This is a genomic window from Viridibacillus sp. d25.2 (assembly GCF_055456015.2).
In genome coordinates, this window is the sequence record NZ_CM196652.1 from 1,788,196 (window position 1) to 1,813,285 (window position 25,090).

27 protein-coding genes and 1 other annotated feature are annotated in these 25,090 nt (G+C 34.2%); of the genes, 17 read left to right on the plus strand and 10 right to left on the minus strand.

The genetic code is table 11. The annotated features are described in order from the left end of the window. Window positions 1-358: 358 nt before the first annotated feature. The 7 genes from ACZLO7_RS09025 (at window position 359) to ACZLO7_RS09055 (ending at window position 7,211) form a co-directional block, all read left to right on the plus strand. Complete coding sequence (locus tag ACZLO7_RS09025; RefSeq protein ID WP_464938984.1) at window positions 359-1,363, plus strand: restriction endonuclease; 1,005 nt, start codon at window positions 359-361, stop codon at window positions 1,361-1,363. 161 nt (window positions 1,364-1,524) lie between these two features. Then, the gene (locus tag ACZLO7_RS09030) at window positions 1,525-2,979 is read left to right on the plus strand and encodes an IS1182 family transposase (protein WP_511261349.1); all 1,455 of its coding nucleotides are present in this window, start codon (window positions 1,525-1,527) and stop codon (window positions 2,977-2,979) included. 218 nt (window positions 2,980-3,197) lie between these two features. After that, on the plus strand, window positions 3,198-3,407 hold the full coding sequence (gene relB / locus ACZLO7_RS09035) for a type II toxin-antitoxin system RelB family anti-toxin (RefSeq protein ID WP_464941397.1): 210 nt from the start codon (window positions 3,198-3,200) through the stop codon (window positions 3,405-3,407). Continuing rightward, on the plus strand, window positions 3,404-3,808 hold the full coding sequence (locus tag ACZLO7_RS09040) for a hypothetical protein (protein ID WP_464941396.1): 405 nt from the start codon (window positions 3,404-3,406) through the stop codon (window positions 3,806-3,808). The genes relB and ACZLO7_RS09040 overlap by 4 nt, the downstream gene beginning before the upstream one ends. Window positions 3,809-4,122: 314 nt before the next feature. After that, a complete protein-coding gene (locus ACZLO7_RS09045) occupies window positions 4,123-4,305 on the plus strand; it encodes a hypothetical protein (RefSeq protein WP_464941395.1) in 183 nt (60 codons plus the stop codon). A 470-nt stretch (window positions 4,306-4,775) separates the two neighbouring features. After that, window positions 4,776-5,915 (plus strand): hypothetical protein, encoded by a 1,140-nt coding sequence (locus ACZLO7_RS09050; protein ID WP_464941394.1) that lies wholly within the window; start codon window positions 4,776-4,778, stop codon window positions 5,913-5,915. 351 nt (window positions 5,916-6,266) lie between these two features. After that, window positions 6,267-7,211: a tetratricopeptide repeat protein gene (locus tag ACZLO7_RS09055; protein ID WP_464941393.1), complete on the plus strand. Its 945-nt coding sequence runs from the start codon at window positions 6,267-6,269 to the stop codon at window positions 7,209-7,211. Between the two features lie 221 nt (window positions 7,212-7,432). Here the strand turns inward: ACZLO7_RS09055 and ACZLO7_RS09060 are convergent, their stop codons facing one another. Further along, window positions 7,433-7,639 (minus strand): KTSC domain-containing protein, encoded by a 207-nt coding sequence (locus ACZLO7_RS09060; RefSeq protein WP_464941392.1) that lies wholly within the window; start codon window positions 7,637-7,639, stop codon window positions 7,433-7,435. 277 nt (window positions 7,640-7,916) lie between these two features. Here ACZLO7_RS09060 and ACZLO7_RS09065 point away from each other — a divergent pair, with 277 nt between their 5' ends. From ACZLO7_RS09065 to ACZLO7_RS09075, 3 genes are read left to right on the plus strand one after another with little or no spacing between them, the layout of a single operon-like run. After that, window positions 7,917-8,045, plus strand: coding sequence for a hypothetical protein (locus ACZLO7_RS09065; RefSeq protein WP_464941391.1), 129 nt, complete (start codon window positions 7,917-7,919; stop codon window positions 8,043-8,045). Window positions 8,046-8,089: 44 nt separating this feature from the next. Then, window positions 8,090-8,980, plus strand: coding sequence for a GNAT family N-acetyltransferase (locus tag ACZLO7_RS09070; protein WP_464941390.1), 891 nt, complete (start codon window positions 8,090-8,092; stop codon window positions 8,978-8,980). Beyond that, a complete protein-coding gene (locus ACZLO7_RS09075) occupies window positions 8,962-9,795 on the plus strand; it encodes an alpha/beta fold hydrolase (RefSeq protein WP_464941389.1) in 834 nt (277 codons plus the stop codon). Before ACZLO7_RS09070 ends, ACZLO7_RS09075 begins: the two co-directional genes overlap by 19 nt. A 135-nt stretch (window positions 9,796-9,930) precedes the next feature. On the opposite strand, the gene ACZLO7_RS09080 is transcribed toward ACZLO7_RS09075, so the two are convergent. From ACZLO7_RS09080 to ACZLO7_RS09090, 3 genes are read right to left on the minus strand one after another with little or no spacing between them, the layout of a single operon-like run. Further along, window positions 9,931-10,269 (minus strand): aminoglycoside phosphotransferase family protein, encoded by a 339-nt coding sequence (locus tag ACZLO7_RS09080; RefSeq protein ID WP_464941388.1) that lies wholly within the window; start codon window positions 10,267-10,269, stop codon window positions 9,931-9,933. A 39-nt stretch (window positions 10,270-10,308) separates the two neighbouring features. After that, the gene (locus ACZLO7_RS09085) at window positions 10,309-10,524 is read right to left on the minus strand and encodes a DUF3006 domain-containing protein (RefSeq protein WP_464941387.1); all 216 of its coding nucleotides are present in this window, start codon (window positions 10,522-10,524) and stop codon (window positions 10,309-10,311) included. After that, window positions 10,524-11,402, minus strand: coding sequence for a ComEC/Rec2 family competence protein (locus ACZLO7_RS09090; protein WP_464941386.1), 879 nt, complete (start codon window positions 11,400-11,402; stop codon window positions 10,524-10,526). The genes ACZLO7_RS09085 and ACZLO7_RS09090 overlap by 1 nt, the downstream gene beginning before the upstream one ends. 161 nt (window positions 11,403-11,563) lie before the next feature. On the opposite strand from ACZLO7_RS09090, the gene ACZLO7_RS09095 reads away from it, so the two are divergent. Further along, on the plus strand, window positions 11,564-12,091 hold the full coding sequence (locus tag ACZLO7_RS09095; protein WP_464941385.1) for an RNA polymerase sigma factor: 528 nt from the start codon (window positions 11,564-11,566) through the stop codon (window positions 12,089-12,091). Further along, a complete protein-coding gene (locus ACZLO7_RS09100) occupies window positions 12,081-12,761 on the plus strand; it encodes a hypothetical protein (RefSeq protein ID WP_464941384.1) in 681 nt (226 codons plus the stop codon). Before ACZLO7_RS09095 ends, ACZLO7_RS09100 begins: the two co-directional genes overlap by 11 nt. Window positions 12,762-12,823: 62 nt before the next feature. Here the strand turns inward: ACZLO7_RS09100 and ACZLO7_RS09105 are convergent. Both ACZLO7_RS09105 and cyoE read right to left on the minus strand, forming a co-directional pair. After that, window positions 12,824-14,181, minus strand: a protein-coding gene (locus ACZLO7_RS09105; RefSeq protein WP_511261369.1) for an IS3 family transposase whose coding sequence is annotated in 2 segments (ribosomal slippage) — window positions 12,824-13,728 and window positions 13,728-14,181 — 1,359 coding nt in all. Because the reading frame shifts where the segments join, the coding sequence is not laid out codon by codon here. Between the two features lie 80 nt (window positions 14,182-14,261). Then, entirely contained in the window at window positions 14,262-15,206 is a 945-nt protein-coding gene (cyoE, locus tag ACZLO7_RS09110; RefSeq protein WP_464941165.1) for a heme o synthase, read from the minus strand. A gap of 338 nt (window positions 15,207-15,544) precedes the next feature. Here cyoE and ACZLO7_RS09115 point away from each other — a divergent pair, with 338 nt between their 5' ends. The 4 genes from ACZLO7_RS09115 to ACZLO7_RS09130 all read left to right on the plus strand — a co-directional run bounded on the left by ACZLO7_RS09115 (window position 15,545) and on the right by ACZLO7_RS09130 (window position 19,271). Continuing rightward, the gene (locus ACZLO7_RS09115) at window positions 15,545-16,456 is read left to right on the plus strand and encodes a helix-turn-helix transcriptional regulator (RefSeq protein WP_464941164.1); all 912 of its coding nucleotides are present in this window, start codon (window positions 15,545-15,547) and stop codon (window positions 16,454-16,456) included. Window positions 16,457-16,516: 60 nt separating this feature from the next. Next, window positions 16,517-16,906: a GyrI-like domain-containing protein gene (locus ACZLO7_RS09120; RefSeq protein ID WP_464941163.1), complete on the plus strand. Its 390-nt coding sequence runs from the start codon at window positions 16,517-16,519 to the stop codon at window positions 16,904-16,906. Next, on the plus strand, window positions 16,903-17,445 hold the full coding sequence (locus tag ACZLO7_RS09125) for a MepB family protein (RefSeq protein ID WP_464941162.1): 543 nt from the start codon (window positions 16,903-16,905) through the stop codon (window positions 17,443-17,445). Before ACZLO7_RS09120 ends, ACZLO7_RS09125 begins: the two co-directional genes overlap by 4 nt. A gap of 179 nt (window positions 17,446-17,624) precedes the next feature. Then, window positions 17,625-17,863, plus strand: a binding site (T-box leader). Window positions 17,864-17,921: 58 nt separating this feature from the next. Then, entirely contained in the window at window positions 17,922-19,271 is a 1,350-nt protein-coding gene (locus tag ACZLO7_RS09130) for an amino acid permease (protein WP_464941161.1), read from the plus strand. Window positions 19,272-19,326: 55 nt separating this feature from the next. On the opposite strand, the gene ACZLO7_RS09135 is transcribed toward ACZLO7_RS09130, so the two are convergent. The 3 genes from ACZLO7_RS09135 to ACZLO7_RS09145 form a co-directional block, all read right to left on the minus strand. After that, window positions 19,327-20,262 (minus strand): alpha/beta hydrolase, encoded by a 936-nt coding sequence (locus ACZLO7_RS09135; protein WP_464941160.1) that lies wholly within the window; start codon window positions 20,260-20,262, stop codon window positions 19,327-19,329. A 140-nt stretch (window positions 20,263-20,402) separates the two neighbouring features. Continuing rightward, on the minus strand, window positions 20,403-21,200 hold the full coding sequence (gene proC, locus ACZLO7_RS09140; RefSeq protein ID WP_464941159.1) for a pyrroline-5-carboxylate reductase: 798 nt from the start codon (window positions 21,198-21,200) through the stop codon (window positions 20,403-20,405). A gap of 439 nt (window positions 21,201-21,639) precedes the next feature. Continuing rightward, window positions 21,640-23,298, minus strand: coding sequence for a tetratricopeptide repeat protein (locus ACZLO7_RS09145; protein WP_464941158.1), 1,659 nt, complete (start codon window positions 23,296-23,298; stop codon window positions 21,640-21,642). Between the two features lie 373 nt (window positions 23,299-23,671). Between ACZLO7_RS09145 and ACZLO7_RS09150 the strand changes: the two genes are divergently transcribed. Continuing rightward, a complete protein-coding gene (locus tag ACZLO7_RS09150; RefSeq protein WP_464941157.1) occupies window positions 23,672-24,208 on the plus strand; it encodes a GNAT family N-acetyltransferase in 537 nt (178 codons plus the stop codon). A 63-nt stretch (window positions 24,209-24,271) separates the two neighbouring features. Here the strand turns inward: ACZLO7_RS09150 and ACZLO7_RS09155 are convergent, their stop codons facing one another. Continuing rightward, the gene (locus tag ACZLO7_RS09155) at window positions 24,272-25,075 is read right to left on the minus strand and encodes an ABC transporter ATP-binding protein (protein ID WP_464941156.1); all 804 of its coding nucleotides are present in this window, start codon (window positions 25,073-25,075) and stop codon (window positions 24,272-24,274) included. Window positions 25,076-25,090 lie beyond the last annotated feature (15 nt).

The following is a 25,090-nucleotide window of genomic DNA, read 5'->3' on the forward strand; positions in this document are numbered from 1 at the left end:
ATATATGAAAAAACGCCGAATTGATTTCTGTATATGTAAAAATTTAAATTTGATCTTTTCGAAAAATATTTGTCTAATTGAGAATAATTATAAGTGCGTTTGGCAGAATATTAGCATCTGCTGAACGCTTTTTTTAATGGAATCGAAAATTATTTGGCGATACGAGTGAAGAAATTTATATATCAATCTAAATAATGGGTGTTTTGTATAGCGTTTTTGTATAACATGTTCCAATAATGTAGTATTTTAATATCATTGAATAATCATTTACTTATTATATAATAAGTAATAGTTACAATCATTATTGTAATAATAGGACTATATATTTACTTTATTTAGGTTGGTGAGAAGATTTAGCATGTCTGAAAATCGTTGTTACATACATAAAGTGAAATCAGCTGAGGTATTAGTAGACGAGAAAATTGTTGTGTACTGCCCTAAATGTGCTGAAGCTAATATACATAAAATTGTTTTACAAGAAGAGAAAATTTTAAAATCTGATGAATTAGCAGATATACGAAAAAGACGGTATATTGCAATGAATGAGGTTTGGAAGAGTATCGCGTTAGCATTTTACTTAGAATGCCTACCAGTATTCATTGTTTTGTTTACTCATTCACCTAAAAGTTTATCCGAATACTTATCGGGAGTAAAAGATCTGTATAGTCAGTTCTTATTCCAACCTATTGTTCAACTCGTTGCCATAGGTTTTATAGCTCTTGGAGGGTATTTTTGGATAGCTGCTATTAAAAGTCTGAAAGCGTTGAAAAAAGAGGAAGCTATATTACTGAAACCTTTTGCAAATGAAGCAGAGGTGCATGAGAAATTCCAAACACCAACTAAAATAAATCAAGTGAATGAGTTTGTGCGAAATGTTAAAAAGAAATACGATAGTAATTTCTTTAGTCAACGTAAAATTCATCAAATGAGCCAGTATGATTTCAAATTGTATTTGGCGAAATTATTGCAAAAACTTGATTTTGAAAATGTTCGTCTAGCTCGAGATGATAGTGACTTTAAAGTGGACATATTTGCTGATGGACCAAATGGTAAAGTGGCGTTCCGTTGCATTAATAATGTCAATTTAGTCAATATGGATGAAGTACATAAAATTGCTGTTGAAAAAGTTTATTATGATTGCGACTCATCTATATTAGTATCGACTTCAAATATAACAAAGGACGCTTTAGATTTAGCAGTAACTTTGCGAGTGACTATATGGAATGATCAAGTTTTGAAAGAAAAAATAATCTCTATTGAAAATGAACAATGGAGTGACCATTTACAAGACTTTTATGATTACTCAGATCAAAATCTAAAAAAATATACAGAGTTTGAGATGAGAAGATTAGCTCAGACTTGAAGTTATATCAAAAGTTATCCAGCTATTAAGGAGGACACTGAAAAAGTCCACAAGATAACAAAAGCGATTGTGAGAAACGGATTTACGTTTTCACAATCGCTTTTTCTTTCATTGCTCTCATTATAGTATAATAAGAAAAACTTACTAGAGGTGGTGAGACCATGATTTCCAAACAAGAAACATTAAATTTAAGTCCATATATGGCATTGTATGAGTTAATCATTCCAAAAGATAATATGCTTCGCCAAATCAATGAACTCGTTGATTTTTCATTTATTTTAGATGAACTAAAATCAAAGTATTGTTTGGATAATGGTAGAAATGCTATTCCACCTATTCGTATGTTCAAATATTTACTGTTAAAAGCGATACATGATCTGTCGGATGCCGACCTAGTTGAACGTTCAAAATACGATATGTCCTTCAAATATTTTTTAGATATGGCACCTGAAGAAGATGTCATAGATTCAAGTTCCCTGACAAAATTCCGTCGTCTTCGTCTTCAAGACATGAATTTATTAGATTTATTGATTGGTAAGACAGTTGAAATTGCGTTAGAGAAAGGTCTTATTACGAGTAAAACGATTATTGTCGATGCGACACATACAAAAGCTCGTTACAATCAAAAATCACCGAAAGAATTTTTACAAGAAAAATCGAAAAATGTACGAAAAGCGGTCTATCACCTGGATGAAGATATGAAAGGGAAATTTCCAATAAAACCAACCTCTAATGAGGTAAGTGAAGAATTAAACTACTGCCGTCAGGTCGTTCAAGTGGTAGAAACACAATCAAAAGTAGCACAAATACCAGCTGTGAAAGAAAAGTTAAATATATTGAAAGAAGTGATAGACGATTATAATGTACAACTGAGCTATTCAACTGATCCAGATGCACGTGTTGGACATAAATCAGCGGATTCAGCTTTTTTTGGCTTCAAAACACATATTGCGATGAGTGATGAACGTATTATTACAGCTTCGATTGTGACAACGGGTGAAAAAAGTGATGGACATTACCTTAAAGAGTTAGTAAAGAAAAGTAAAGAAACGGGTATGGAAATTGGTACTGTCATTGGAGATACAGCTTATTCTGGGAAAGAAAATTTACAATATGCTCAAGCAGAAAAGTTTCAATTGATTTCAAAATTAAACCCAAACATTACCGGAGAAACTTCCCATCGAAAAGTAGTCTTTGAATTTAATAAAGATGCAGGAATGTATGTATGTCCAGCAGGTCATATGGCTATTCGAAAAGCACGAACTGGAAAGAAAAATCAAGGAGCTAATCAAGCAGAAACATACTCATTTGATATAGAAAAATGTAAAGTATGCCCAATGCGCGTAGGGTGCTATAAAGAAGGATCAAAAAGTAAAACATACTCTATCAGAGTTAAATCTATGGAACATAAGGAGCAAATTCGTCTTCAAGAAACAGATGAATTCAAAACCCTTTCGAAAAAACGTTATAAAATTGAAGCAAAAAATAGTGAAATTAAAAACCCACATGGTTATAAAACAGCAAAATCAGTGGGTCTATTTGGTATGGAAATTCAAGGTGCAACAACGATATTTGCGGTGAATCTCAAACGGATATTAAAACTTCTAAACGAGTAAAAGTAAGAAATAGGAAAGGAAAGAAGGCACATTCTGTTCAAATCGAACGGAATGTGCCTTCTTTTTTTCTAAAAAACCAAGAGTTATAAAAAACGTAAGTTTTTCAGTGTCCTCCTATTAAGTTGGGTAACTTTTTTGTGTAAAGAGCTCTTTACATCAGGGGGATTTCCCTTATTATGTATGTAAAGATATATTTACATTTGGGAGCAGGGATTGTTATGAAGGTTCATAATCGTATAAAGGAAGTTCGTAAGCAAAAAGGCATTACCCAAATACAAATGGCTGAAGATTTACAAATTACGCGTCAAACGATTACCGCAATTGAAAATCATAAATACAATCCAAGTCTTGAATTAGCTTTGAAATTGTTGCAATACTTTGATCTGTCGATAGAAGAGTTATTTACTTTAGAGGAGAGTGAGAAATGAAAAAGTTAACTGTATTTTCAATGTTATTCATTGGATTATGTATAGCAGGGGGAGGAATGCTCGGTTTTTATTTGATAGAATTGAAGGAGCCAGGGATAACTGAGGGCTTGTTTCTGCCAATTGTATTTGGAACTTTACTTGGTACAGGTACGACTTTCATTGCATGGCTCATTCAAAAAAAGCGTCATGGTAATGTACCTACTGTCGATGAACGTACGTTGCAGAATATGAAAACTTTCTATGTGGCTGCGTTATATTTTGTACTAGTTGGAAGTTCAGTATTTTTGATTTTGTTATTTATAATGGATGTAAAGACAGTCGAGGTTTGGATGCTATTTGTTTATCTAATGGTATTGTTTTTGCTGTTAGCTGCCGGAACTTTCATTACGAAGCGAGTTTGAAAAAAGTTTAAGTCCGGTTCAACCTAAGAGATATCATTTTAATTGATGGTTACTATAGAGATATTGTGATACTTATAGGCCAATAAATCTTGGGAAGCTGCTATTTTCCAATAGTCTTTTCAGAAGCAGGAGGTATCCTGCTTTTTTGCTGTTTGTTTTCTTTTTCTATAAAAAAGTAACAGTATATTTCCTAGTAGAGCTGTATTTAAAATTACATTTAGGAACTAAATGTTGTAGCTGAAGGCATGGAAGCACGTATTACTCGCCATAAGTCTTACGGAAAAGCAGTAAGGTCTGCCTAAAAAGTAAATGACATGACACCGCTTGCTTCAGAAGAGGTTGCCGCTCCAGCATTAAGTTGTATTCTGTATCCAGAGGGGATTAACGATGCAGAATTTCGCGCAACACTTGCGGAAAAAGGTGTAATTGTAGCGGGATCACTCGCACACCTAGCAGGAAAAGCATTCCGCATTGGCCATATGGCAATACAACAGTAGAAATGTTAGAGGAAGCAATTGTGAAAATAGGAGAAACGATGCAAAAGCTTGGTCACGAGATTGATATTTCTGAAGCTCTTGTACGCAACTCAAGGAAACTATGCAAGCACTGTTTAAATCTAAAATATAGAAGGAAGCATTTTATTGGTTTGGAGAAGTGTCCGCTTGACTCCTGCGGGAAAAGCGAGACAGACGAGACCCTGCAGGAGCATAGCGACGAAGCGGCTCGGCTCTCGCCCGCGGAAAGCGAGCGGTAAGCTTCGGAAAACCATCTATCCTGTATAAAAAGAAGCTACCTAGTTAATAGATAGCTTCTTTTTATATGAATTGGATATTTAATGAAAAATAGTGTTCCTTATGATTCAGTATGAATGACAGCCTAAAATGTTAATTATCCACCTAAATAACCATATACCTGTCAAAAATTTATGTATATAATTTTAGTAGATAGATGAATTTGGGGGATAATTATGAAAAAAAACCAATTGAATTTCTTTAAAATGATGTTAGCACTTGTACTAGCTTTCGCGTTAGCATTTGGTACATCAACTAATAAGACGGAAGCAGCAACAACAACTAAAGTAGATACGATTACTTTAACAAAAGACAAATCAAAAACGCTGGATAGAAAATTCGGCAAAGATCAAACAGATGTTATGAAAGTTACTATACCATCGGACGGTTTATTTACGATGAAACTAAATAATCCTAAAGAACGTGGAGTAGGTCTTGTACTATTAAATGATTTTGATACTAGTAAATTAGAAGATATCGAAAATTTTGATGTGTCTGCACTAGAAAAATTGGAAAGCACATTTAATGATGTTGAATTATTCGGTTATGTTTTAAATTCAGAACTAACTTGGTATGATCCAACAATGCATTCTATTTCTGTTGGTTTGAAGAAAGGTACATATTATCTTGTAGCATATAAGTTAGACTTTGGAAAAAATAAAAACTACAGTACTAAATTATCTTTTAAAGCAGGCAGCAACTATGAAAAAGAATCAAACAATACTACTTCAAAAGCAACACCAATCAGTTTAAACAAATCATATAATGCATCATTTAATCTTTTTGATACAGATGATTATTACAAAGTAAATGTTCCACAAGCTGGTTTCTTGAAAGTTCATGCAGATCAAAAACGTAGTACTAAGTTTAGAATGAAAGTATTAGATGATAAAAAGAAAACGGTTAAAGGCTTAAAAGTAACAAAAGTTAAAAGAAAATATACTGGATCTGTATATGTACCAAAAGGTACTTATTATGTAAAAGTAAGTGCAGATATGATGGATTCAATGTATGACCGTGTATCATATACGTTAAAAACTTCAGTAAAAACAACAAAGCTTAAAAAATCAGCTGTAAAAGTGATTAATAAAAAAGGTACTAAAAACGATAAAGTAATTGTTTCAAACTTAACAGTTGGATCGACTGTTAAGGTTTATGCAGATGCTAGCAAGAAAAAACTATTAGCTTCATCAGTAAATACTACTAAAAAAGCTACAATGAGTGTAAAAACATTAAGTAGCAAAGGCGGTAAAGTATATATTACCGTTAAAAAGCCAAGAATTTCTGAAAGCATCGTATTAAAAGTAAATTATTAATAAGTAAAGCCACTAGCGAAATAAAAATCGCTAGTGGCTTTTTTTATAAACACTGTCCTTTTTTATCTATTAATAATAGAAGGGATATTCTCCATCTAAATCCTATGATAGCAAGGGGTTATTAAAGTATAATAGTGTAGAAATGTAGTTGTTATTGTAGATAAAGTGAATATTCAACTAGGTAAAGGTAGTAGCTTAAAGTGGTAGTTTTAATGAAAAGGATTTTGCATATTGATATCAGAAGATTAAATTAAATGACTCTTAAATTTATCTACTATCGAAAATGAATAGAAACTGGTTTTCAGTTATACATATTACGTTTATTGGCAAATATGTTTGTAAAGGATGTAAATGATTTTCAATATAGATGAGGTGTTTCGCATAGAAAAGCAATTGGCAAAAAGAATGATCGCATTAATGGCGGTATTAAATGAGGATATACAAAATATTGATTTCACTGTATCCACTCAAATAGCAGCGTATATGCAAGAAGGGTTGTTGGGTGACTTTGCAACAGCTACGACGGGGATTGGCTACTTTTACGATAATATAAAAGAATATGACAAAGCAGTCCAATGGTATAATTTAGCGACTGAATTAAATGTAGCAGAAGGTCAATTTTGTTTAGCCAATTATTACTATGAAGGGCTAGGTGTTCAGGAAGATATAGAGAAAGCTTTTCAACTTTATGAACGAGCAGCTTTGCAAGGCCATGCTGATGCGGCCAACAATCTAGCTGATATGTACTTTAATGGTGAATATGTTAAAGAAAATCTAGATGAAGCATTTAAATGGTTTACAATAGCATCAAATGCTGGTGTTAAAGAAGCTCAATTCACATTAGGTATAATGTATGAACAAGGTCTAAGTGTAAAAGAGAATATGGGACAAGCACTGATATTATATAAGACTTCAGCAGAAAATGGTTATCCAGAAGCACAATATCGTATGGGTAATATATATGATCAAGGGATAGGCGTAAAGGAAAATAAGGAACTTGCCTTTCAGTGGTATAAAAAAGCCGCAGAAGAAGGTAATGTAGATGCTGAATATAATGTTGGATATATGTTTCAGAATGGAATTGGAACAACTGTAGATTATGATCTAGCACTTATATGGTATAAGTGTGCAGCTATGCAAGGTGATGCAAGTGCAAAGGTACGCATTGGAGAAATGTACGAATTTGCTATGGGCGTAGCTATGGATATAAATCGCGCATTTGTTTGGTATGAACGTGCTGTAAGTGCGGGCGATGAGTTAGCTAGAAAGCATCTCGAACGATTAGGGAGTTATTAATAGTTGGTAAACCTGATGAGTGGAAAAGCACTTGTCGGGTTTTCTTATGCATTTAGATGACACAAGAGTTCAACAAAAATGTAAGTTATAACTCTTTTCTTGATGAAATATTAAAGTAACAAGAAAAAGTACCGCCAATGGAAATGAACTTCCCTGTAAAAGTTAGACACCAATCTAACTTTTACAGGGTTTTTATTTTAAAAATAATTAGCCATTACTTTTTAAACACGGACAAATCTAAAACGATCTTTTATATAACGCTTAAAGTAGATGCCTTTTGAGTCGGCGTCCATCAATTCGATATAAATTCGCTCAGGAACGCCAAAATATTCAAATACACCATCTCTAAACTCGATTCTTAAAATCATAGCACTAGGGTCAAAACCTACATTTACCAATTTTGATGAAGTAACAGAAATCATATTCATAACGATCCCCTCCTATTTACAGTATATAAGAAAGCGCTTCCAAATGACAAGTGATTGTTTTAAATTGTAAAATAACCTTGACTTTACCAGTACGGGTAAATTACTGTTTAAGTATGGTATTATTTGTGTTTTTTTCGAAATAAATTTGGATTTGACCTTTTATCAATGGTTATGTTCAGTTTAAATATTATTATTTTTTTTATACTGCGTGGGCCAAAAGTGAAGTTTCTGCTCGTTATAGTAATATTCACTGTTCTTTCTGTCGGGGGTATTTTATTTGCAATGTTATCAAGACGAGCTTTTTCCATTATCGCAGGGGTGTTTTTTAAATGGTATATCACTTCTCATTGCAGAGCTATTACCAATTGCAATTAGTAATAGAGAACGAAAATTAGAGCTAATATAATAGTTACGATTCCCATCTAATTAATCTATTTAGGAGGTGGTCATATGATTAGAATGGCTACAGAACAAGACATTGAGCAGCTTGCACATTTTTTGTCCAGTTGCAATGCAACTTCAAAACATCATATTGGCTATTGTGGTCAAGATGAGCGGGAAATTGAGTCTACATTGAAACAAGAATTTTCAGATTTACCTTTTGAAAATTCTATGATAATCGCGATAGAAAATGAACAGATTATTGCCTCTTTAGGGCTAGACTTTGATGAGGAGGATCAGTCTGCAGAAGTTTGGGGACCGTTTATTAAGGACGATGTATCAGAATTACTTTTACTTGAAATGTGGATGAAGTTATGTAAACAACTACCAATCCCTTTGGAACATCCTCAATTTTTCATTAATATTGACAATGCAGAAGCGATAGCTTTTGCTGAAAAAGTTGGTGCAAAAATGAGAGGACATCACTATATATTACATAAAGAACGTCAAAATCATGCATTTTCAAGCTCTGAAAGTATCCATAAATTAGATTCAACCAATGCAGAAGCCTTTCAAAAACTGCATAACATAGCATTTCCAAATACGTATTATGACGCACTATCAATCTTGTCACGTTTGAACGAAAATCGAATTGTTTTTTGTTATTGTGATGATGAAGAATTAAAGGGATATGTCTATGTAGAAGCAGATGCCGAAAATGGAGAAGGTACGATTGAGTATATTGCCGTTGATGATCGATTTCGCAAGCAAGGATTAGGGAGAAAATTGTTAATGCATGGATTAGACTTTTTATTTACATACGATTCAATAACGGAAATTTCCTTAACTGTACAAAAGACTGAACTAGGTGCAATCCATTTATACCAATCTGCAGGCTTTGATGTTCACCATGAACTTGTCTTTATGAAGGAGGAATTATCATGTGGGAACAGAGGTTAATTGACACTTCAAGTGGTACGTTTGAGTTTTTTGTGAAAGGGAGTGGCCCACCCCTTTGCGTGACGCATTTGTACAGTGAATATAATGCAAATGGTAATACCTTCGCAAACCAGTTTACTAAGTATCATACGGTTTATTTAGTAAATTTAAGAGGAGCAGGTAATTCAGCACCTTCCATTACAGAGCATGATCTAAGTTTGGCAAAATCAGTGAAAGATTTAGAGGCCATTCGAGAAGCACTTCAGTTTGAAAAGTGGGCGTTTGCTGGCCATTCAACAGGGGGGATGTTGGCACTCGTATACGCTATTTTAACCCCAAAAGCTTTAACTAAAATCATTGTAGGTGGAGCTTCAGCATCAAAAGAATATATGCAACATAAAGACAGCATATACTGTAAAGAAAATGAAAACAACGAACGTATTAGGGGAATTATGCAACAATTAAATGATCCGAAAAAGCCATTGGAAGAGCGCCGTAAGTTAATTCGTGAGTGGACTGAGATGTCTATCTTCTATAGAGACCGCTATGATGAGTACTTTAATCGGCCAAATAGCGGAAAAGTAGTAAATGCGCGTCTCAATTACTTCTCGTATGTAGAATTAATAAATTATGATTTAAGACCCCAGCTTCCGAAAATCATTGTCCCAACGTATATCTACTGTGGCCTTCATGATGCACAATGTCCTTATCATTTTTCAAAAGAAATGGCTGGACTAGTCCCTAATGCTAAGCTGTTTACATTTGAAGAAAGTAACCACTTTCCATTTGTTGAGGAAGAGGAGAAATTTGCTGGGTTTGTGGAGTCTACACTATAGATTTATCAGAAAGCTACTGTTGGAGTTTAAAATTAAACTTTCTCCATCAGTAGCTTTCTATTTTTTTGCAAAAGCAATTTTAAATTTGTTAAACATATTGAGGAAGTAAAGTGCTGTATCAAAAGTTTTTTGCTTTTAAGCTGTGAGCACGCCACGAATAAACCACAAAGATATAAAGACTTTTAAAAAAGAGATATTAATAAATTCAATTTTAGAATAGCGTGAGATAAAACGATTGATATAATGTCTAATTTCAATTGCATTATAATGTGCTGGTGCGTTTGATGTGAGGATTGCCGCTAAATCAAAATAAGGATGCCCGATTCTAGCCTCACCAAAATCGATTATAAATAACTCTTTGTTAAAAAGAGTATTCCAAATGCCTAAATCGCCGTGAATCCATTGCTTTTCAAGTGAAGTTTTATAAACTAACTCTGTAAGGAAAGTTACTTTGGAATTAATGAAATTAATCAAAAAAACCAGGCGTATTAAACTCGCCTGGCTAATCGGAAATTAATCTTCAAATAGGTTTTCCATTAATTCATGGATTTCCTTATCTCGTGTATGTCTAGCTGAAGGGTCAATTGTAACTTTTCCTTGGTGAAAGATTAAGACATCACCAGGTTGTGCACCATTTGGTAATCCAGAAATGGTGATATCCTGCATACCTTCTTCAAACTCTATGACGGCTATTTGATTTTCGAAACGGTCGATTATCCCAGTTTTCATTATTGATTGTCCTTTACGGATATTTCTGAACCATTTGATGTGAAGATAATATTACTTTGCTTATCGGTTCTATATACTTTTGCGCCCACTTTTTTTAGTCGATTTAATGTAGCTGCTGTAGGGTGACCATAGCCATTGGTAGCACTTACACTAATAGCTGCATATGTTGGTTTTGCTTTTGCTAAAAACGCTTCAGACGTCGCTTCCTCAGCTCCATGGTGACTTACTTTTAGAACGTCCACTTGTGGCACTAAATCTTTGGCTAGCATATCATTTTCAGAAGGGAATTCAGCATCACCGGTAAATAAGAATTTGTTATTACCATTTTGTAATAGTAAAACTGCACTCCAGTCATTTAAATCACTTTGATTATATGTATTAACAGGTGCGATAAATTTTAATGATAAATTTTCTTCATTAGTCGGAATTTCTACCCCAGTTTTTGCTTGTGTAATTCCCAAACCTTGGTTTTTCACAGCAGTTAAGAAATTTTTGTAAGCAATTGTTGTATGACTTACTTTAGGTGCGTACACTTTCTTTACTTTTATAGAATCTATGACTTCAGCAAGCCCGCCAACATGGTCAGCATCTGGGTGAGTAGAGATAACAGCATCTAATGTTGTCACATTATTCTTCTGTAAATAAGAAACGACTTCATCGCCAGCCCCTTTATTACCCGCGTCTATTAAAATATTTTCATTTTCAGACTGTATTAAAATTGAATCTCCTTGGCCGATGTCGATTATATGTACTAATACATCTGACGCTTTACCTGTAAAAGGCTGATCTGTTGATTTGTTTGAATCATTTGAGTCAGTAAGCTCAAAAATTAATCCAATAGCAATTAATAAAACTATAAATATACTTGTTTTCTTCATATAAAAACCTCCATATACCACTTTAACATTGTTAGTAGCTGTTTTGTAGTGGAGGTAAGAATTATTCGGTAAGGCTAATATTTATAAATTAATTTCAACCAATTTGAAACAAATACCAATTTCAAACGACTTATTAGCAAGCAACGAAAAGAGGTGATGTTTTGAGCAAATTACAAGGTAATATAGAAGAGTTATACGATGAGTATTACCGCGATGTGTATCATTTCGCATTGTATTATACGAATAATAAGCAAGAAGCAGAAGACATCACACAGGAAACATTTATTAAGGTTATGAGAAATATACATAAATTAAAAGATCTAGATAAGCAAAAGACATGGATTTTATCAATTGCTCGCAATACAGCGGTAGATATACATAGAAAATATAAGTTAAGGCAATTGATTCCTTCAATGATTGGTTCGAATTTAGTAGCTAGTGAAAATAATACAGAAAAGCAGCTATTATTGAAGGAGGAATGGGAAATCTTGCAGGAAGCATTGCTCGCAATAAAACCACATTACCGTAGCTTAATCATTTTAAAAGGGTTGAAGGAGTTTACGATTAAGGAAACGGCTGAAATATTAGATTGTACAGAATTGAAAGTGCGAGTTGATTATCATAGGGCGATTGCTCAATTGAAGAAGAGGCTAGCAAAGGAAGGGGGAGGGGAGCTATATGCAAAATGACAAATGGTTGAAAAAACTAATGGAGCGCCCAGATTTAGAACCTGATCAAAAATTTGTCCAATCATTACGCAAATTAAAAAATCTGAGAGGTGGGTCTGAAATGCTCTATAAAAGATATGAAACGCGTCATATTTTCATGGTGCTAGCAATATGTACATTCTTAATTTCACCATTATTTGTACTGTTAGCGCCTCTAACAGTAGTACATACCATTCATTTTCAATACGGTGTCTTCCTTGTATATGCACCGTCCGTCAATTATTGGGTGATTGGAGTAGGCTGGTTTTTTGTCTTTTTAGCTTTCTTACTCTTATTTTTATTAGATGTGAAGAAATTATCTATCGTTTTATCTATTATTTGTATAATTGCAAGTGGAATTGTATCATTCGGTGGTTCAACATCCTATATTAAAATGACTTCGGACGACATTTCATTTCGTGGTATTTTCGCAAAAGAGAATAATATATACGGTTGGGATGAAGTCAAGAAGCTCATTTATTATGAAATGGAAACTGAAGATAAAGAAGCTTCCTATTATGAGTTCTATTTTAAAGATGGGCAAATGCTGACTATTAAAGAGAATGGGCATGTTGCTGAAGCACAAAGAACGTTTTTTAGTCTTGTGCAGGATGAAGGTGTGGAAGTCCAATATGTCACGAAAGAAAAATAAGACAAAAAAACCAGCTCCGAGAATAAATTCTGATCTGACCCAAGAAAGTTAGACATATTTAGTTAAGCAGCTTCTAAGACCTGAGTTCGGTATTCCACCGGGCTTAGGTCTTTTAATTTTTCCTTCATTCGTTTGTGATTGTAATAGTGAATATAATCTGCGAGCTCCTGTTCAAAATGTGCCATGGATTCAAATTCTTGTAGGTAAAGGAGTTCAGATTTTAATAAGCCAAAGAAGTTTTCGATGACTGCGTTGTCCAAACAATTGCCCTTACGGGACATACTCTGCGTAATTCCATGTTGCTTTAATGTTCGTTGATACTTTTGCATTCGATAGTGCCAACCTTGGTCCGAATGAAGGATGACTTGATTACCTGATTGAAGGCGCTCCAATGCTTGTTCTAACATATCATGGACTAGTTTATACACTGGACGATTCATTACCGTGTAGGCAATGATTTCACCATTACACAAATCAAGTACCGGTGATAAATAGCGTTTCTCACCAAATAGATGGAACTCTGTCACGTCTGTTACCCATTTCTCGTTCATCTTCTCCGCTGTAAAATCACGTTGTAATATGTTTGGGGCAGTTTTCCCGACATTTCCTTTATACGAACGATATTTCTTCATACGGACTGCACATTTTATGCCAAGGGCATTCATCAAACAGTTAATCGTTTTAGGATCATGATGAAAGCCGTATTTTTTCAATTCTTTGGCAATCCGACGATAACCATAACGTCCCTTATGTTCATGGTAAATGGAATGAATTGCGACTTTTACATCCGCGTATTTATCAGTACGATTCAAACGCTTTTCCCAATAATAATACGTGCTACGTGGAATATCAGCGACTTTGATTAATTCCACTACTTCATAGATTTCCTTTAGTTCATAAATTACTTGCGCTTTGATTTGATTGGTAATTTTTCTTGCATTTGAACTAAAGCATTCAACTTTTTTAAGTACGCATTCTCCATTTCTAATTGTTTTATACGTGCCTCTAATGCCCCGACAGATCCTTTAGCTGATGTTGGTTTCGTTGTTCTTTTTGTTTCTTTTTTCATGGATGGACGCCCCTTTTTCTTAGAAACAAGGGCATCATAACCACCAAACTCAAACTTCCTTCGCCATTTTCGAATCATGCCAGGAGATGAAATGTTAAATAGTGCAGCTGCGTCAATTGAAGATGTACCTGTTTCGTTCATATAATTTAGTACATTCATTTTATATTCAGCGGAATATTTTGTATAGGACTTTAAGAAAGTCTCTACACCATTTTCTTTATAACGGCGAACCCATTCACTGACAACCCGTTTTGTGATTCCGATATCTTTCGCGATTTCACTCATGGATTCATATCCATTTAAGTATCGTTGAACTGCTTGAATACGTTGTTCAGCACTTACTTTTGTCATAAAAAACCCCCGTAAAAGTTAGAGTGGTGTCTAACTTTTACGGGGCAGTTCATTCTCGTTAGCTGGTTTTTTTATAAATCTTATAGTTTAAAGAAAATCCCGATTAGTGAGTAGATGATAATCGTTGAGAATAAGATCGTCATATGGTATAGCGAATAAATGAACATGGATTTCGCCCATTTTTCTGGGTCTTCTTTTTTAGTCCCTGAGATGCTGAGCATAAGCCAGATAATATTAAGTAAAAGTGCTACTAGCATTAGGCCGATACTTAATGTTCCAAGTAAAAGGCTAACACCAATTAATATGACTAAATAGACATTTGTTTGAATATATGTGCGTTTCATGCCTTTTACTACGGGAAGCATTGGCACATTTGCTGCTTTATAGTCGTCATGCTTACGTATGGCAATCGCATAGAAGTGAGGCATTTGCCATATAACTGTTATGACAAATAGGCCAATAATAGCTGGGTGTGAAATATCTTGAGATATCGCTGCCCAACCAATTAGTGGAGGCATTGCACCTGAAATACTTCCAATTTCCGTATTATATATAGTTCTGCGTTTACTCCACATTGTATATGGAACTACATATCCAAATAAACCTAAGAATCCCATAAGTGCAGCCATTGGTGTTGCGTAAGCAAGTGCACCTAATCCAATAATCGTCATTGCAATGGCTAAAATAAGGACCGTTTTAGCATTGATTGTACCTGTTACAGTTGGTCTGTTTTTCGTTCTTTGCATGACAGCGTCAATATCTCGGTCATATAAATTATTAAATGCACCGGCTGCACCAATGACTAGAGCAGTACCAAATAGTGCACAAATAATCTCTAAAGTTTTATCAAATGGGCTTATTTGATTTTTATATAAAGCTAATGTTAATCCTGCAATCATTGGGATTAAGTTTGATTTGATGATTCCAGTCTTAACTGTTTGGGATAATATTTTTGATAGAGGCTGCTTCGGCATCGTTTCGGGCGATGATTCTACACTCTGATCAACTTTTACATCACTTTGCATTGTAAACCTCTCTCCTATTAATCATAAATAATAATACATTTTAAGCTCTATCTTATAGTATCTCTTATAATCTGCAAAACTTCCAGTGAATCAGAGCATTTTTCCACCTAGATAGTACTTTTTAGACACAAAAATAGTAATAAATTCTTCACATTCTTTAATGTTTAAAGTTATACCGTCTTTGTTTGAAAATTAAAACGATCTGAATCGACTATCTAGCATACGGCATATGTATAGAAAATTGTTACACTGTTCGATAAAATAGTGTCGAAAGTAATTGGAAATCGTACTTATTACTATTAAATTTAGATTAGAACCTATTTGGAGGATACATAGATATGAAAACAGAAAGAATGCTCTCGATATTGATTTATTTATTGCAGAAAAAGAAAGTATCTGCTGAAGAGTTAGCAAATGAATTTGAAGTAAGTAAAAGAACGATCTATCGGGATATGGATGCATTATCATCAATTGGTATTCCGATAATTTCGTATCTAGGAAAAAATGGCGGTTTTACGTTAATTGATACTTATCAATTAGATAAATTTACCTTTAATGAAGAAGAAAAGAAATTCTTATTGGAAGGGTTATCATTGAAAAATGAACTATTTGATAGTCATCAATTTTCAATCTTACAAAGGAAAATAGAACTTTTGCAGGAAAATAATGAAGAGTATCATTCGCCAATCACGGTGTTATCATCCACATTACACCGAAAAACAATTGAAGAAGAAACAAAATTGAAGGTAAAAAATATACTCACTGTTATTGAAGAAGGATATAAAATTTTTATTTCTTATGTGTCTCAAACCGCGAATATTTCTAGTCGTATTATTCAACCATTAAAACTGAATTTTATGGATGGTAGCTGGTATTTAGAGGCGTTTTGTGAGGATAAAGAGGCTTTGAGGTTATTCAAATTAACTAGGATAAGAGGTATGGAAGTAATTAAGGACAAGACTAGAACAGCTTATAAGCATAGCAATGCCAATCTAGGGAATAGCGAAAAGAGAATGGAGCAGATTATTTTACAGTTTGCCAAAAGTGAACTTGGTAAATTATATGATTTTTTTACTGATGATGAAATATCGATTCTTGAAGATGGACGTATTGAAGTAGCCTTTCATTATGAAGTAAATAAAAATATACTACCATTTATATTGATGTTTGGTAGCCGTGTAAAGATCCTATCACCGCAATGGCTAAAAGATGAATACATGAAAGAAATTCAATTTATTTATAAAAGCTGACAAACTGTTGTCATATTATGAATGCTATTCTTTTTATATCAACTAGTAGGAGGAATTAACATGCATACAGCAATTACTGAAAAACAAATTTATGGGAAAAGTGTTAGAACAAATAATCAAAATACAGAGGCTATAGTGGGACTGTGGGAAGAGTTTCTTGGTCTAAATCTAAAAGGTGAGATTTATGCTGTTTATACAAATTATGCAAGTGATTTTACAGACGATTATGATCTATATATCGGTACTGAAGAGCAAAGTACTAATGATAATAGTATTATAATTCCAGCAGATAATTACCTTGTAATAGAAGTAGATCCTAGTGATCCAAAAGGTGTTTATAAAGCTTGGGGAGAAATATGGCAAAGTGATATTAACAGAGCTTATAAAACGGATTTTGAACATTATTGTCATGACGGCAGCATTAAGATCTATCTATCGGTTAACTCATGAATAATAAGCTTCAAAATACCTGGACTGCCTATGAAACAATTCATTATGATCTTCTAGAAACCAAGGAACTTGTCTACAATCTGTGCAATTTTACGTGTTCAAAACCACTAATTGAATCGCAAAATGCTGCATATGGGGCTTATGTATATAACTTGAATGATCTTTCGATTAGATTTCGTGTCGCTAAAATTACACCTACTAAAATCGGACAATTTGTAACGCTATGGAAGAGAATTGGGGATGGACCAATTCAACCTTATGACATATCAGATACAGTTGAATTCTTTGTAATTAGTGTTCGAAAAGGTAATCGATTTGGTCAGTTTGTTTTTCCGAAAGCTGTTTTAAATGAGCGGGATATAATATCCAATAAGGGAGAAGGGGGTAAACGTGCCATCCGCGTTTATCCGCCTTGGGACAAACCTACAAGCAAACAAGCAAAAAAAACACAAGAGTGGCAGCTGAAATATTTTTTAGATATTCCTCAAAATACAGTGATAGACTGTGTTCGTGCGAAGACTCTTTACGGTCTAAACTAATAGTTGTACTTTAACATACGGACTTTTGAATTGTATTTTAAACCGACATTTTGAATAGCTTAGTCCAAAATGTATATACCAATATAACTTAATAATTACTCTAAAATAAAATGTTGACAAACCTGAAACAAGACCGTATAGTATGGGATATTGATTTAAAATTTTCAGAAATAATTTTTCGAAACGCAATGATTAGGAGTAGTAAAAGCTCATTATTTGGTATAGAGAGCTGCGGGTTGGTGCAACGCAGTCCAATAATACTTTGAACTTGCCTAGGAGTGGTAGAGTGAAAACAATAGACAGACTATTCTTTTTATTTTAACGATTAACCTTCGTTACCAGGTTTTTAAAGTAGGGTTCGTAAATAAGAACCAATAAGAGTGGTACCGCGGTTTGCTTAAGGCATGTCGTCTCTTCTTTCATTTGATGATGAAGGAAGAGACGACATGCTTTTTTAAATTATTGGGGGTAAGTATATGGGAAGTGACAAACAAAAGTTACAGAGAACGATGACCTCGCGACATATTACGATGATGGCATTAGGTGGGGCAATTGGAGCAGGATTATTTAAAGGGAGTAGTGCAGCAATTGATATGGCAGGTCCATCCGTGCTACTAGCGTACTTAATTGGTGGTGTCATTCTATTATTCGTCATGCAAGGATTAGCCGAAATGGCAGTCCGCAATAGTAATGCAAGAACATTTAGAGATTTAGTTCAATCGATTTTAGGAAAGTACCCAGCATATTTTCTAGACTGGATTTATTGGAAGATGTGGGTATTAAACATTACAGCAGAATCTATCGTTGCTGCGATTTTCATTCAATATTGGCTACCAGATTATCCAATTTGGATACTTGCATTATCCGTGTCAGTCTTAGTTACAGTCATAAACTTACTATCAGTTAAAGTTTTTGCTGAAACAGAGTACTGGCTTGCGTTAATTAAAATTACCGTTATTGTGGTGTTTATCATAGCAGGGTTCATATTATTACTTGTCACTTTTGGTGAACATACAGCGGTTGGATTCTCTAATTTAACGAGTCATGGTGGTTTCTTCCCGAATGGCCCAACAGGGTTAATTACAGCGATGCTTGTAGTAATTTACTCATACGGAGGAACAGAAATTATTGGTGTCACTTTAGCTGAAACGAAAAATCCTGAAAAAGTAGTACCAAAAGCAGTTCGTAGTACATTAGTGCGAATTATTTCTTTCTATCTAATACCATTCTTAATTATTGTAAGCTTAATTCCTTGGAATGAAGTTAACGGGGTACCAGAAAGTCCATTTGTAATGGTATTTAAAATGATTGGTATTCCAGGCGCAGACCATATTATGAATGCGGTTGTGTTGCTTGCTATTATTTCATCGATGAATTCCGGACTATATGGCTCATCACGCGTTCTGTATACTCAAGCTATGGACGGACGTATTCCTAAAGTCTTTTCAAAATTATCGACAAAGAAAGTTCCTGTATATGCAATATTATTATGTACATCTGTTTTATATATTGGCGTGTTAATTTCATTATTTGCAGGGAGTAAGACATTTGATTTTCTAATGGGTTCCCTAGGGTATACAGTATTATGTATTTGGTTAATCATCGCGGTTGCTCATGTGAAATCGCGTAAAAAACAGCCTGAGCAAACGAGTGCTTATGCTGTTAAGTGGTTCCCGTATACAACTTGGTTTGCTATCATTGCTTTAAGTGCAATCCTAATCGGTATCATTTTCACAACTTCTATTATCGTTACTTGTATTACATTAGCAATCTACATTTTTATAACGCTAACTTATGTATATAAAGGACGTTTTCAAAAAAATTAAGTTTAATAGTAATTAAGAAAAAACGCTTGGAAAATAGATTGTCCAAGCGTTTTTTCTATTTTTTTATAAAATCAGCGATTAGCTGAACGGTTTTTTTCGTCTCTTCTTCAAAAAACTCCATTTTACTAAAGTAGCTATGAATTAATCCGGACATAACCGTATGTTTTGTTGGAACTCCGGCTTCTTTTAATCGGTTTGCATAGTCCAATCCTTCGTCAAAAAGAACATCATATTCAGCTGCAATAACAAGCGCCTTAGGTAAATTATATAAATCCTTTTGTCGGAGAGGGGAAACTGCACTATGTTGATAATCCTCTTCATTCTTAACATAGTGCCCACCAAACCATTTCATAGCGTCACGATCTAACCCAAGGTCATTAGCATAGTTTTCATAAGATGCGGTAGTCATATCCATATTCGTCACAGGATAGATTAGTGCTTGTGCAGTGATGAGTGGACCATTTTGTTCTTTGGCCATATGCGTTACAACAGTTGCTAGGTTACCGCCCGCACTATCACCAGCAACAATAATATTCGAAGAATCTCCTTTTAACTCTGTGGCAAACTCATAGACCCATAGAAGTGCATCAAAAGCGTCATGTAAAGGAGTAGGGAATTTATACTCGGGAGCTAATCGGTAGTCGACGGAAATAACGATGGCATTTGCTTCAGCGGCTAGCAAGTGACATCCTGCATTCGCCGTTTCTAAATTACCGAATACCCATCCTCCTCCATGATAATAAACAATCATAGGGAAAGGACCTTGCCCGTTTGGAGTGTATATCCGTACATTAATTTCACTACCGTCTCGAACAGGTATTTTACGATTCGTAATTTGATTTAAAGATGGTAAGTCTATCAAAGGATTCGGGCTAAGAGCTCTTGCAGCTCGAACCTCCGAGGGTTGAAGAGTATAATATTTGGGTGATTTATTTGCGTCAGCGATATATTGTCTAGATGTATTTGTTAAGTTAAACATTAAATTTTTCATCAAACCATCCTTTCAATTTCAAAGTTAGATTAATACTATTATACACTATTCCTATAAGAAAGGTAGGTATTTGTTTTAAAGTAACAAAAAGCAGACAGAATTGAATGCAAAGTAGCAAAAAAATTCTGTCTGCGAAGATTCTATGATAAAGTTTCGTCCTTTTTAATAACGGCAGTTACCGCATCGTAAATGGTGCTAGCGAAATGGTCGTTTTGCAAGGAAGTGACACCCTGAATTGTAGTACCTCCAGGTGAACAAACTTGATCGACGAGCTCCCATGGGTGTTCATTAGATTCTAAAATCATCTTAGCACTGCCTAGTACAGAACTTGCGGCAATTTCTAAAGCCATCTTCTTATCCATGCCCTCACGAACTGCAGCTCTTGCTAATGAATCGATATATAAATACGTAAAGGCAGGGGATGCACCACCAATAGCTGAAAAGATAGTAAACAGGTTCTCTGGTAGTTCTATAATAGAACCAATTGTTCCAAATAGAGATGCTACGATTTCTTTGTGCTGTTCATTAACAGTGGATGAAATAGAGTAGCAAGTTGTGGAAGCTCCTACGATGGCATTAATGTTTGGCATTACGCGGATAATCGGTGCGTTTTCCTGTATGTTTTGTTGTAAAAAGTCAATCGATTTTCCTGCTGCAACTGAAATAATAAGATGATTTTTTTGAATATATTTTTGTACATCAGGTAATATCTCAGGTAATGATTGAGGATGCACTGCTAACACAATAACATCCGCTCTTGACATGATTTCTTTTACTGAATAACTTTGGATTAGGTCATAATTGTCTGCAAGATGATTCGTTTTAGCAACTGACCGATTATAACCGTGAATACTTGTAGACGAAAATTGGTTACTATTGTACATGCCTTTAATAATGGCAGAAGCCATACTACCAAGGCCGATAAATCCATACTTCATATTACACTCTCCTAACATATTCTATCAGTATAGTACAGACTGATAGTGATGGGTAGTGTTTGATATTGATAATTAGAGAGAGGAGAATCAATAGGATTTCTAATAGAACTTTGGACCATCGATTAAGAAAGAACTGGTGGAACTTAATACATCTATGCTCGTCAATATATATGGAAATCTATAGTAGTCTTTTTCTCTCTAATTTCATGTCACAATAGTTAAGGTTTAATGATATTTTATTCGTTGAACAGTTAGAATCATCCTTGCTTATTTATCGTGAAAAGTACACGGCGCTACTATAGTAAAAAATTAAGATGCTAAGTATTTATTGTATAACAGATAGTTGATTCTGATTAAGTAAATTATAAGATAAATTCAGCTAAGATTAATACAAAAAAACACCGAAGTGAAGTGCACTACGATGTTTTTTGTATAAGGATTATTCAGTAGCAAGCATTTCAACTTTTGCTAATAATTCTTCCCTTTTTTCTTTTAGCTTTGGCGATTTGCTCACTTTGAGTGCTTCTTCAACTGCGTTAAATGCTTCTTTATACAGATTTTGCTGTTCAAATAGACTGATTAGCAATAAATGTAATCTTGTGTATTTAGGGAATAGTTCTAGGCCTTCATAAGCAGCTTCAAATGCCTCATCCATACGATATAAATCACGTAATAGCTCAACCTTTAATACGCGTGGTCGATCATAAGTCGGTGATAATCGGATGGATTCTTCAGCCAATTGAAGCGCCCAGTTCTTTTTGTTAGTTTTTGCACAATGTAGTGCTAAAATACGATGATATTCAGTTGATTTTGAACGGAGTGCACGTTCATAAGTTGGAATCTCTTCTTCATCCATAAATTTAGCTACAATATCTTTTAATACACCAATTTGAGATAAGTAAATGGAAATACGGTGTCCCGCATAAGGGAAGTAAATAAATTTCGCATTTGGATAAGATTTACTAATTATTTTTTTCATATATTTACTATCAACAGAATCTTTAGGGTCGTAAATAATCGTCGGAGTAATCGTTGGATTATATGGATGTTGTAACTCATGTTGGAAGATAGTTTCAACTCGCATCTTAGTCCCATGGTTTGGATGGGCAGAGTTTCTTGGACTAAGTGCCAAAATGTTGCAATCAATAGTTGAACCAAAATACAATGCGCTATATCCGCCTAAACTAGTACCATATGCGAATTTTTTATCATATCCATCAGCCAATTTTGCAACAGTCTCGTAATATTCTTCTCGAGAGATGTCTTGGTGATAGTTTTTCGTTGTTCTTCGTCTTAAAGATACTAAATCGACTCTCTTTTTCTTCAATAAGTTGAAAGCAAATGGTGTTCTTTCCCAAGTTTTATCAATGGAATCAAAGGTTGCAAATAAAGTGTTTGTTGGTTCAATGAATTTATAGAATTCAATTCTACTTTCACCATTATCAAATAAAGTGACTTTACGATATCCATCCACAAATAGTTCAGGCAACTCAGCTGCATACTTAGTCAAACATTCTGCGAATAATGATTTAGCTTTTTCATGTTCTCCTACTATTTGATAGGCAATACTTAAGTCAACGAGCACCGAAGCAGGTACCTTTTCACCTAAAAATTGCACGAGTTCTTCAACTCTTTGAATGGCAATAGCCCAATTCTTTGAATCAAATGCCAACTGGACGTATTCATATTGAAGTGTTTCATCCGTAGGGTTTACCTTCACAAGCAGCTCAAGTATTTCACTGGCTTCAGAATAGTGTCTGTTACTAATCAAGTATTTGTATAACTTATAAGTAAGTGTAGATTCTGTTTTTCGTGGGATATTAACTAAAATTCTCGGTAAATGCTTCGCCACATCTTTCCAACTCTTTTGACGAACATAAATTTTCATCAATTCAGTATGAATAGACAGGTTCAGTGGATATATTTTTGCTCCTTCTTCTAATAATTTTTTTGCTTGGCCAACTTTTTTATCACGTTTCAGTTGTTTGGCAAAATCAATATAGACAGAGTTGTTAGGAACAGCTTCATTTTGCGCTAAAATATATTGGGCAATTTGAGTGCTGGGATCCTTATTTTCATTTTGAGTAAATATAGACATGATAATCTCCTTTTTACGCTTAAAACCAAATTAAAGCTTTTATTATATCAATTGTGAGTAGAAATATGAAAGTAGTGCTCATTTCCTATGTCAAATCACATTAACTCTTTCAATTAAATCATGAAAATTGAAAGCATAGGTACAAATCAAAGGATTTGTTATAAAACTGTTACAAGTGTTACGAAATATATATATAATTGTAACCTAAATGAAGAGGAATTGGTTGTTTAAATGGTATTTTTATGCTTAGTTTGGCTGAATTCATACTAAAATAACGAATATATATGAAAAATGTGGAATGAAGATGAATCGATTCTATTATTTTTTAAGAAAATGGGTGTAAAGTTTATTTACATAGAATGGAGAAAATAATATGTTATTAAAAGCAAATCAATTGATAGTTCGAAAACTAGAAAGAAAAGATGATATCTTTCTTGCGAAATGGCTTTCAGACGCAAATATTTTAACGTACTATGAAGGGAAAGATAACCCATTTGATTTAGAAAAAGTGAATGAAAAATTTTACGATGTTAATGAAGATGAAACAAGATGTATTATAGAATATGATGGTGTAAGTATTGGTTATATTCAGTTTTATCCTTTAGAGGATGATGATAGAATTGCTTTTGATTACAATGACGACACTGATATTATTTATGGATTGGATCAATTTATTGGTGAATCTAACTATTGGAATAAAGGAATTGGTACCAAGCTTATATTAGCGATGAAGGAATATTTAGTCAATGAGAAACAAGCAGATATTCTTGTTATGGATCCCCAAGCGTGGAATGAAAGAGCCATCCATTGCTATGAGAAATGCGGATTTCAAAAGGTGAAGTATTTACCAAAGCAAGAGCTTCATGAAGGCGAGCTAAGGGATTGCTGGTTAATGGAGTATAGAAAGTAGTAGAAATAAGACAAATAAAAAGGGACGATAGCAATTAAAACATGCTATCGTCCTTTTGTAATTTTATATGTGATTTACTTTTCTTCCTTTACCAAAAGGGATACACATCGGAGTACCGAAAATAGGGTCAGCTGTAATTTCACAATCGAGATCAAAGACATCTTTGATAAGGGTTTCATTTATGATGTCCTCAGGCTTGCCTTTTTTATAAACGGTTTGGTTAGCTACGGTAATAATATGATGAGCATAACGGCAAGCTAAATTAATGTCGTGTAAGACCATGATGATTGTCCGGTTTTCTTGAATATTCAACTCATATAGTAAATCGAGAATTTCGATTTGATGCGTTAAATCTAAATAGGTAGTCGGTTCATCTAATAATATAATATCCGTATCTTGCGCCAATGTCATAGCAATCCATGCACGTTGTCGTTGCCCACCTGAAAGTTCGTCAACAGGTTTATCTTTCAATTCTGCAACACCTGTAGCCTTTAGTGCATTCATGACGATTTCTTCATCTTCTTTTGTCCATTGCTTACGCCAGCTTTGGTAGGGATAACGTCCTTGCTTCACAAGTTGTAGTACAGTTAATCCCTCTGGTGCGGCAGGGGATTGTGGTAAAATAGATAGCTTTTTTGCCACTTGCTTAGTTGATAGTTTAAAGACATCTTCTGCTTCTAATAATACAGTGCCATGCGTTGGTTTTAATAATCTTGCAATAGAGCGTAAAAGAGTGGATTTACCACAACCATTTCCACCGATTAACACGGTGATTTCACCCTTTGGAATTGTAATGTTTAAATCTTTTATAATAACGGAATCTCCATAACCTAAAGTAAGTGATTTCGTTTCAATCGTTTCTGTCAAAGGTTTTCGACTCCT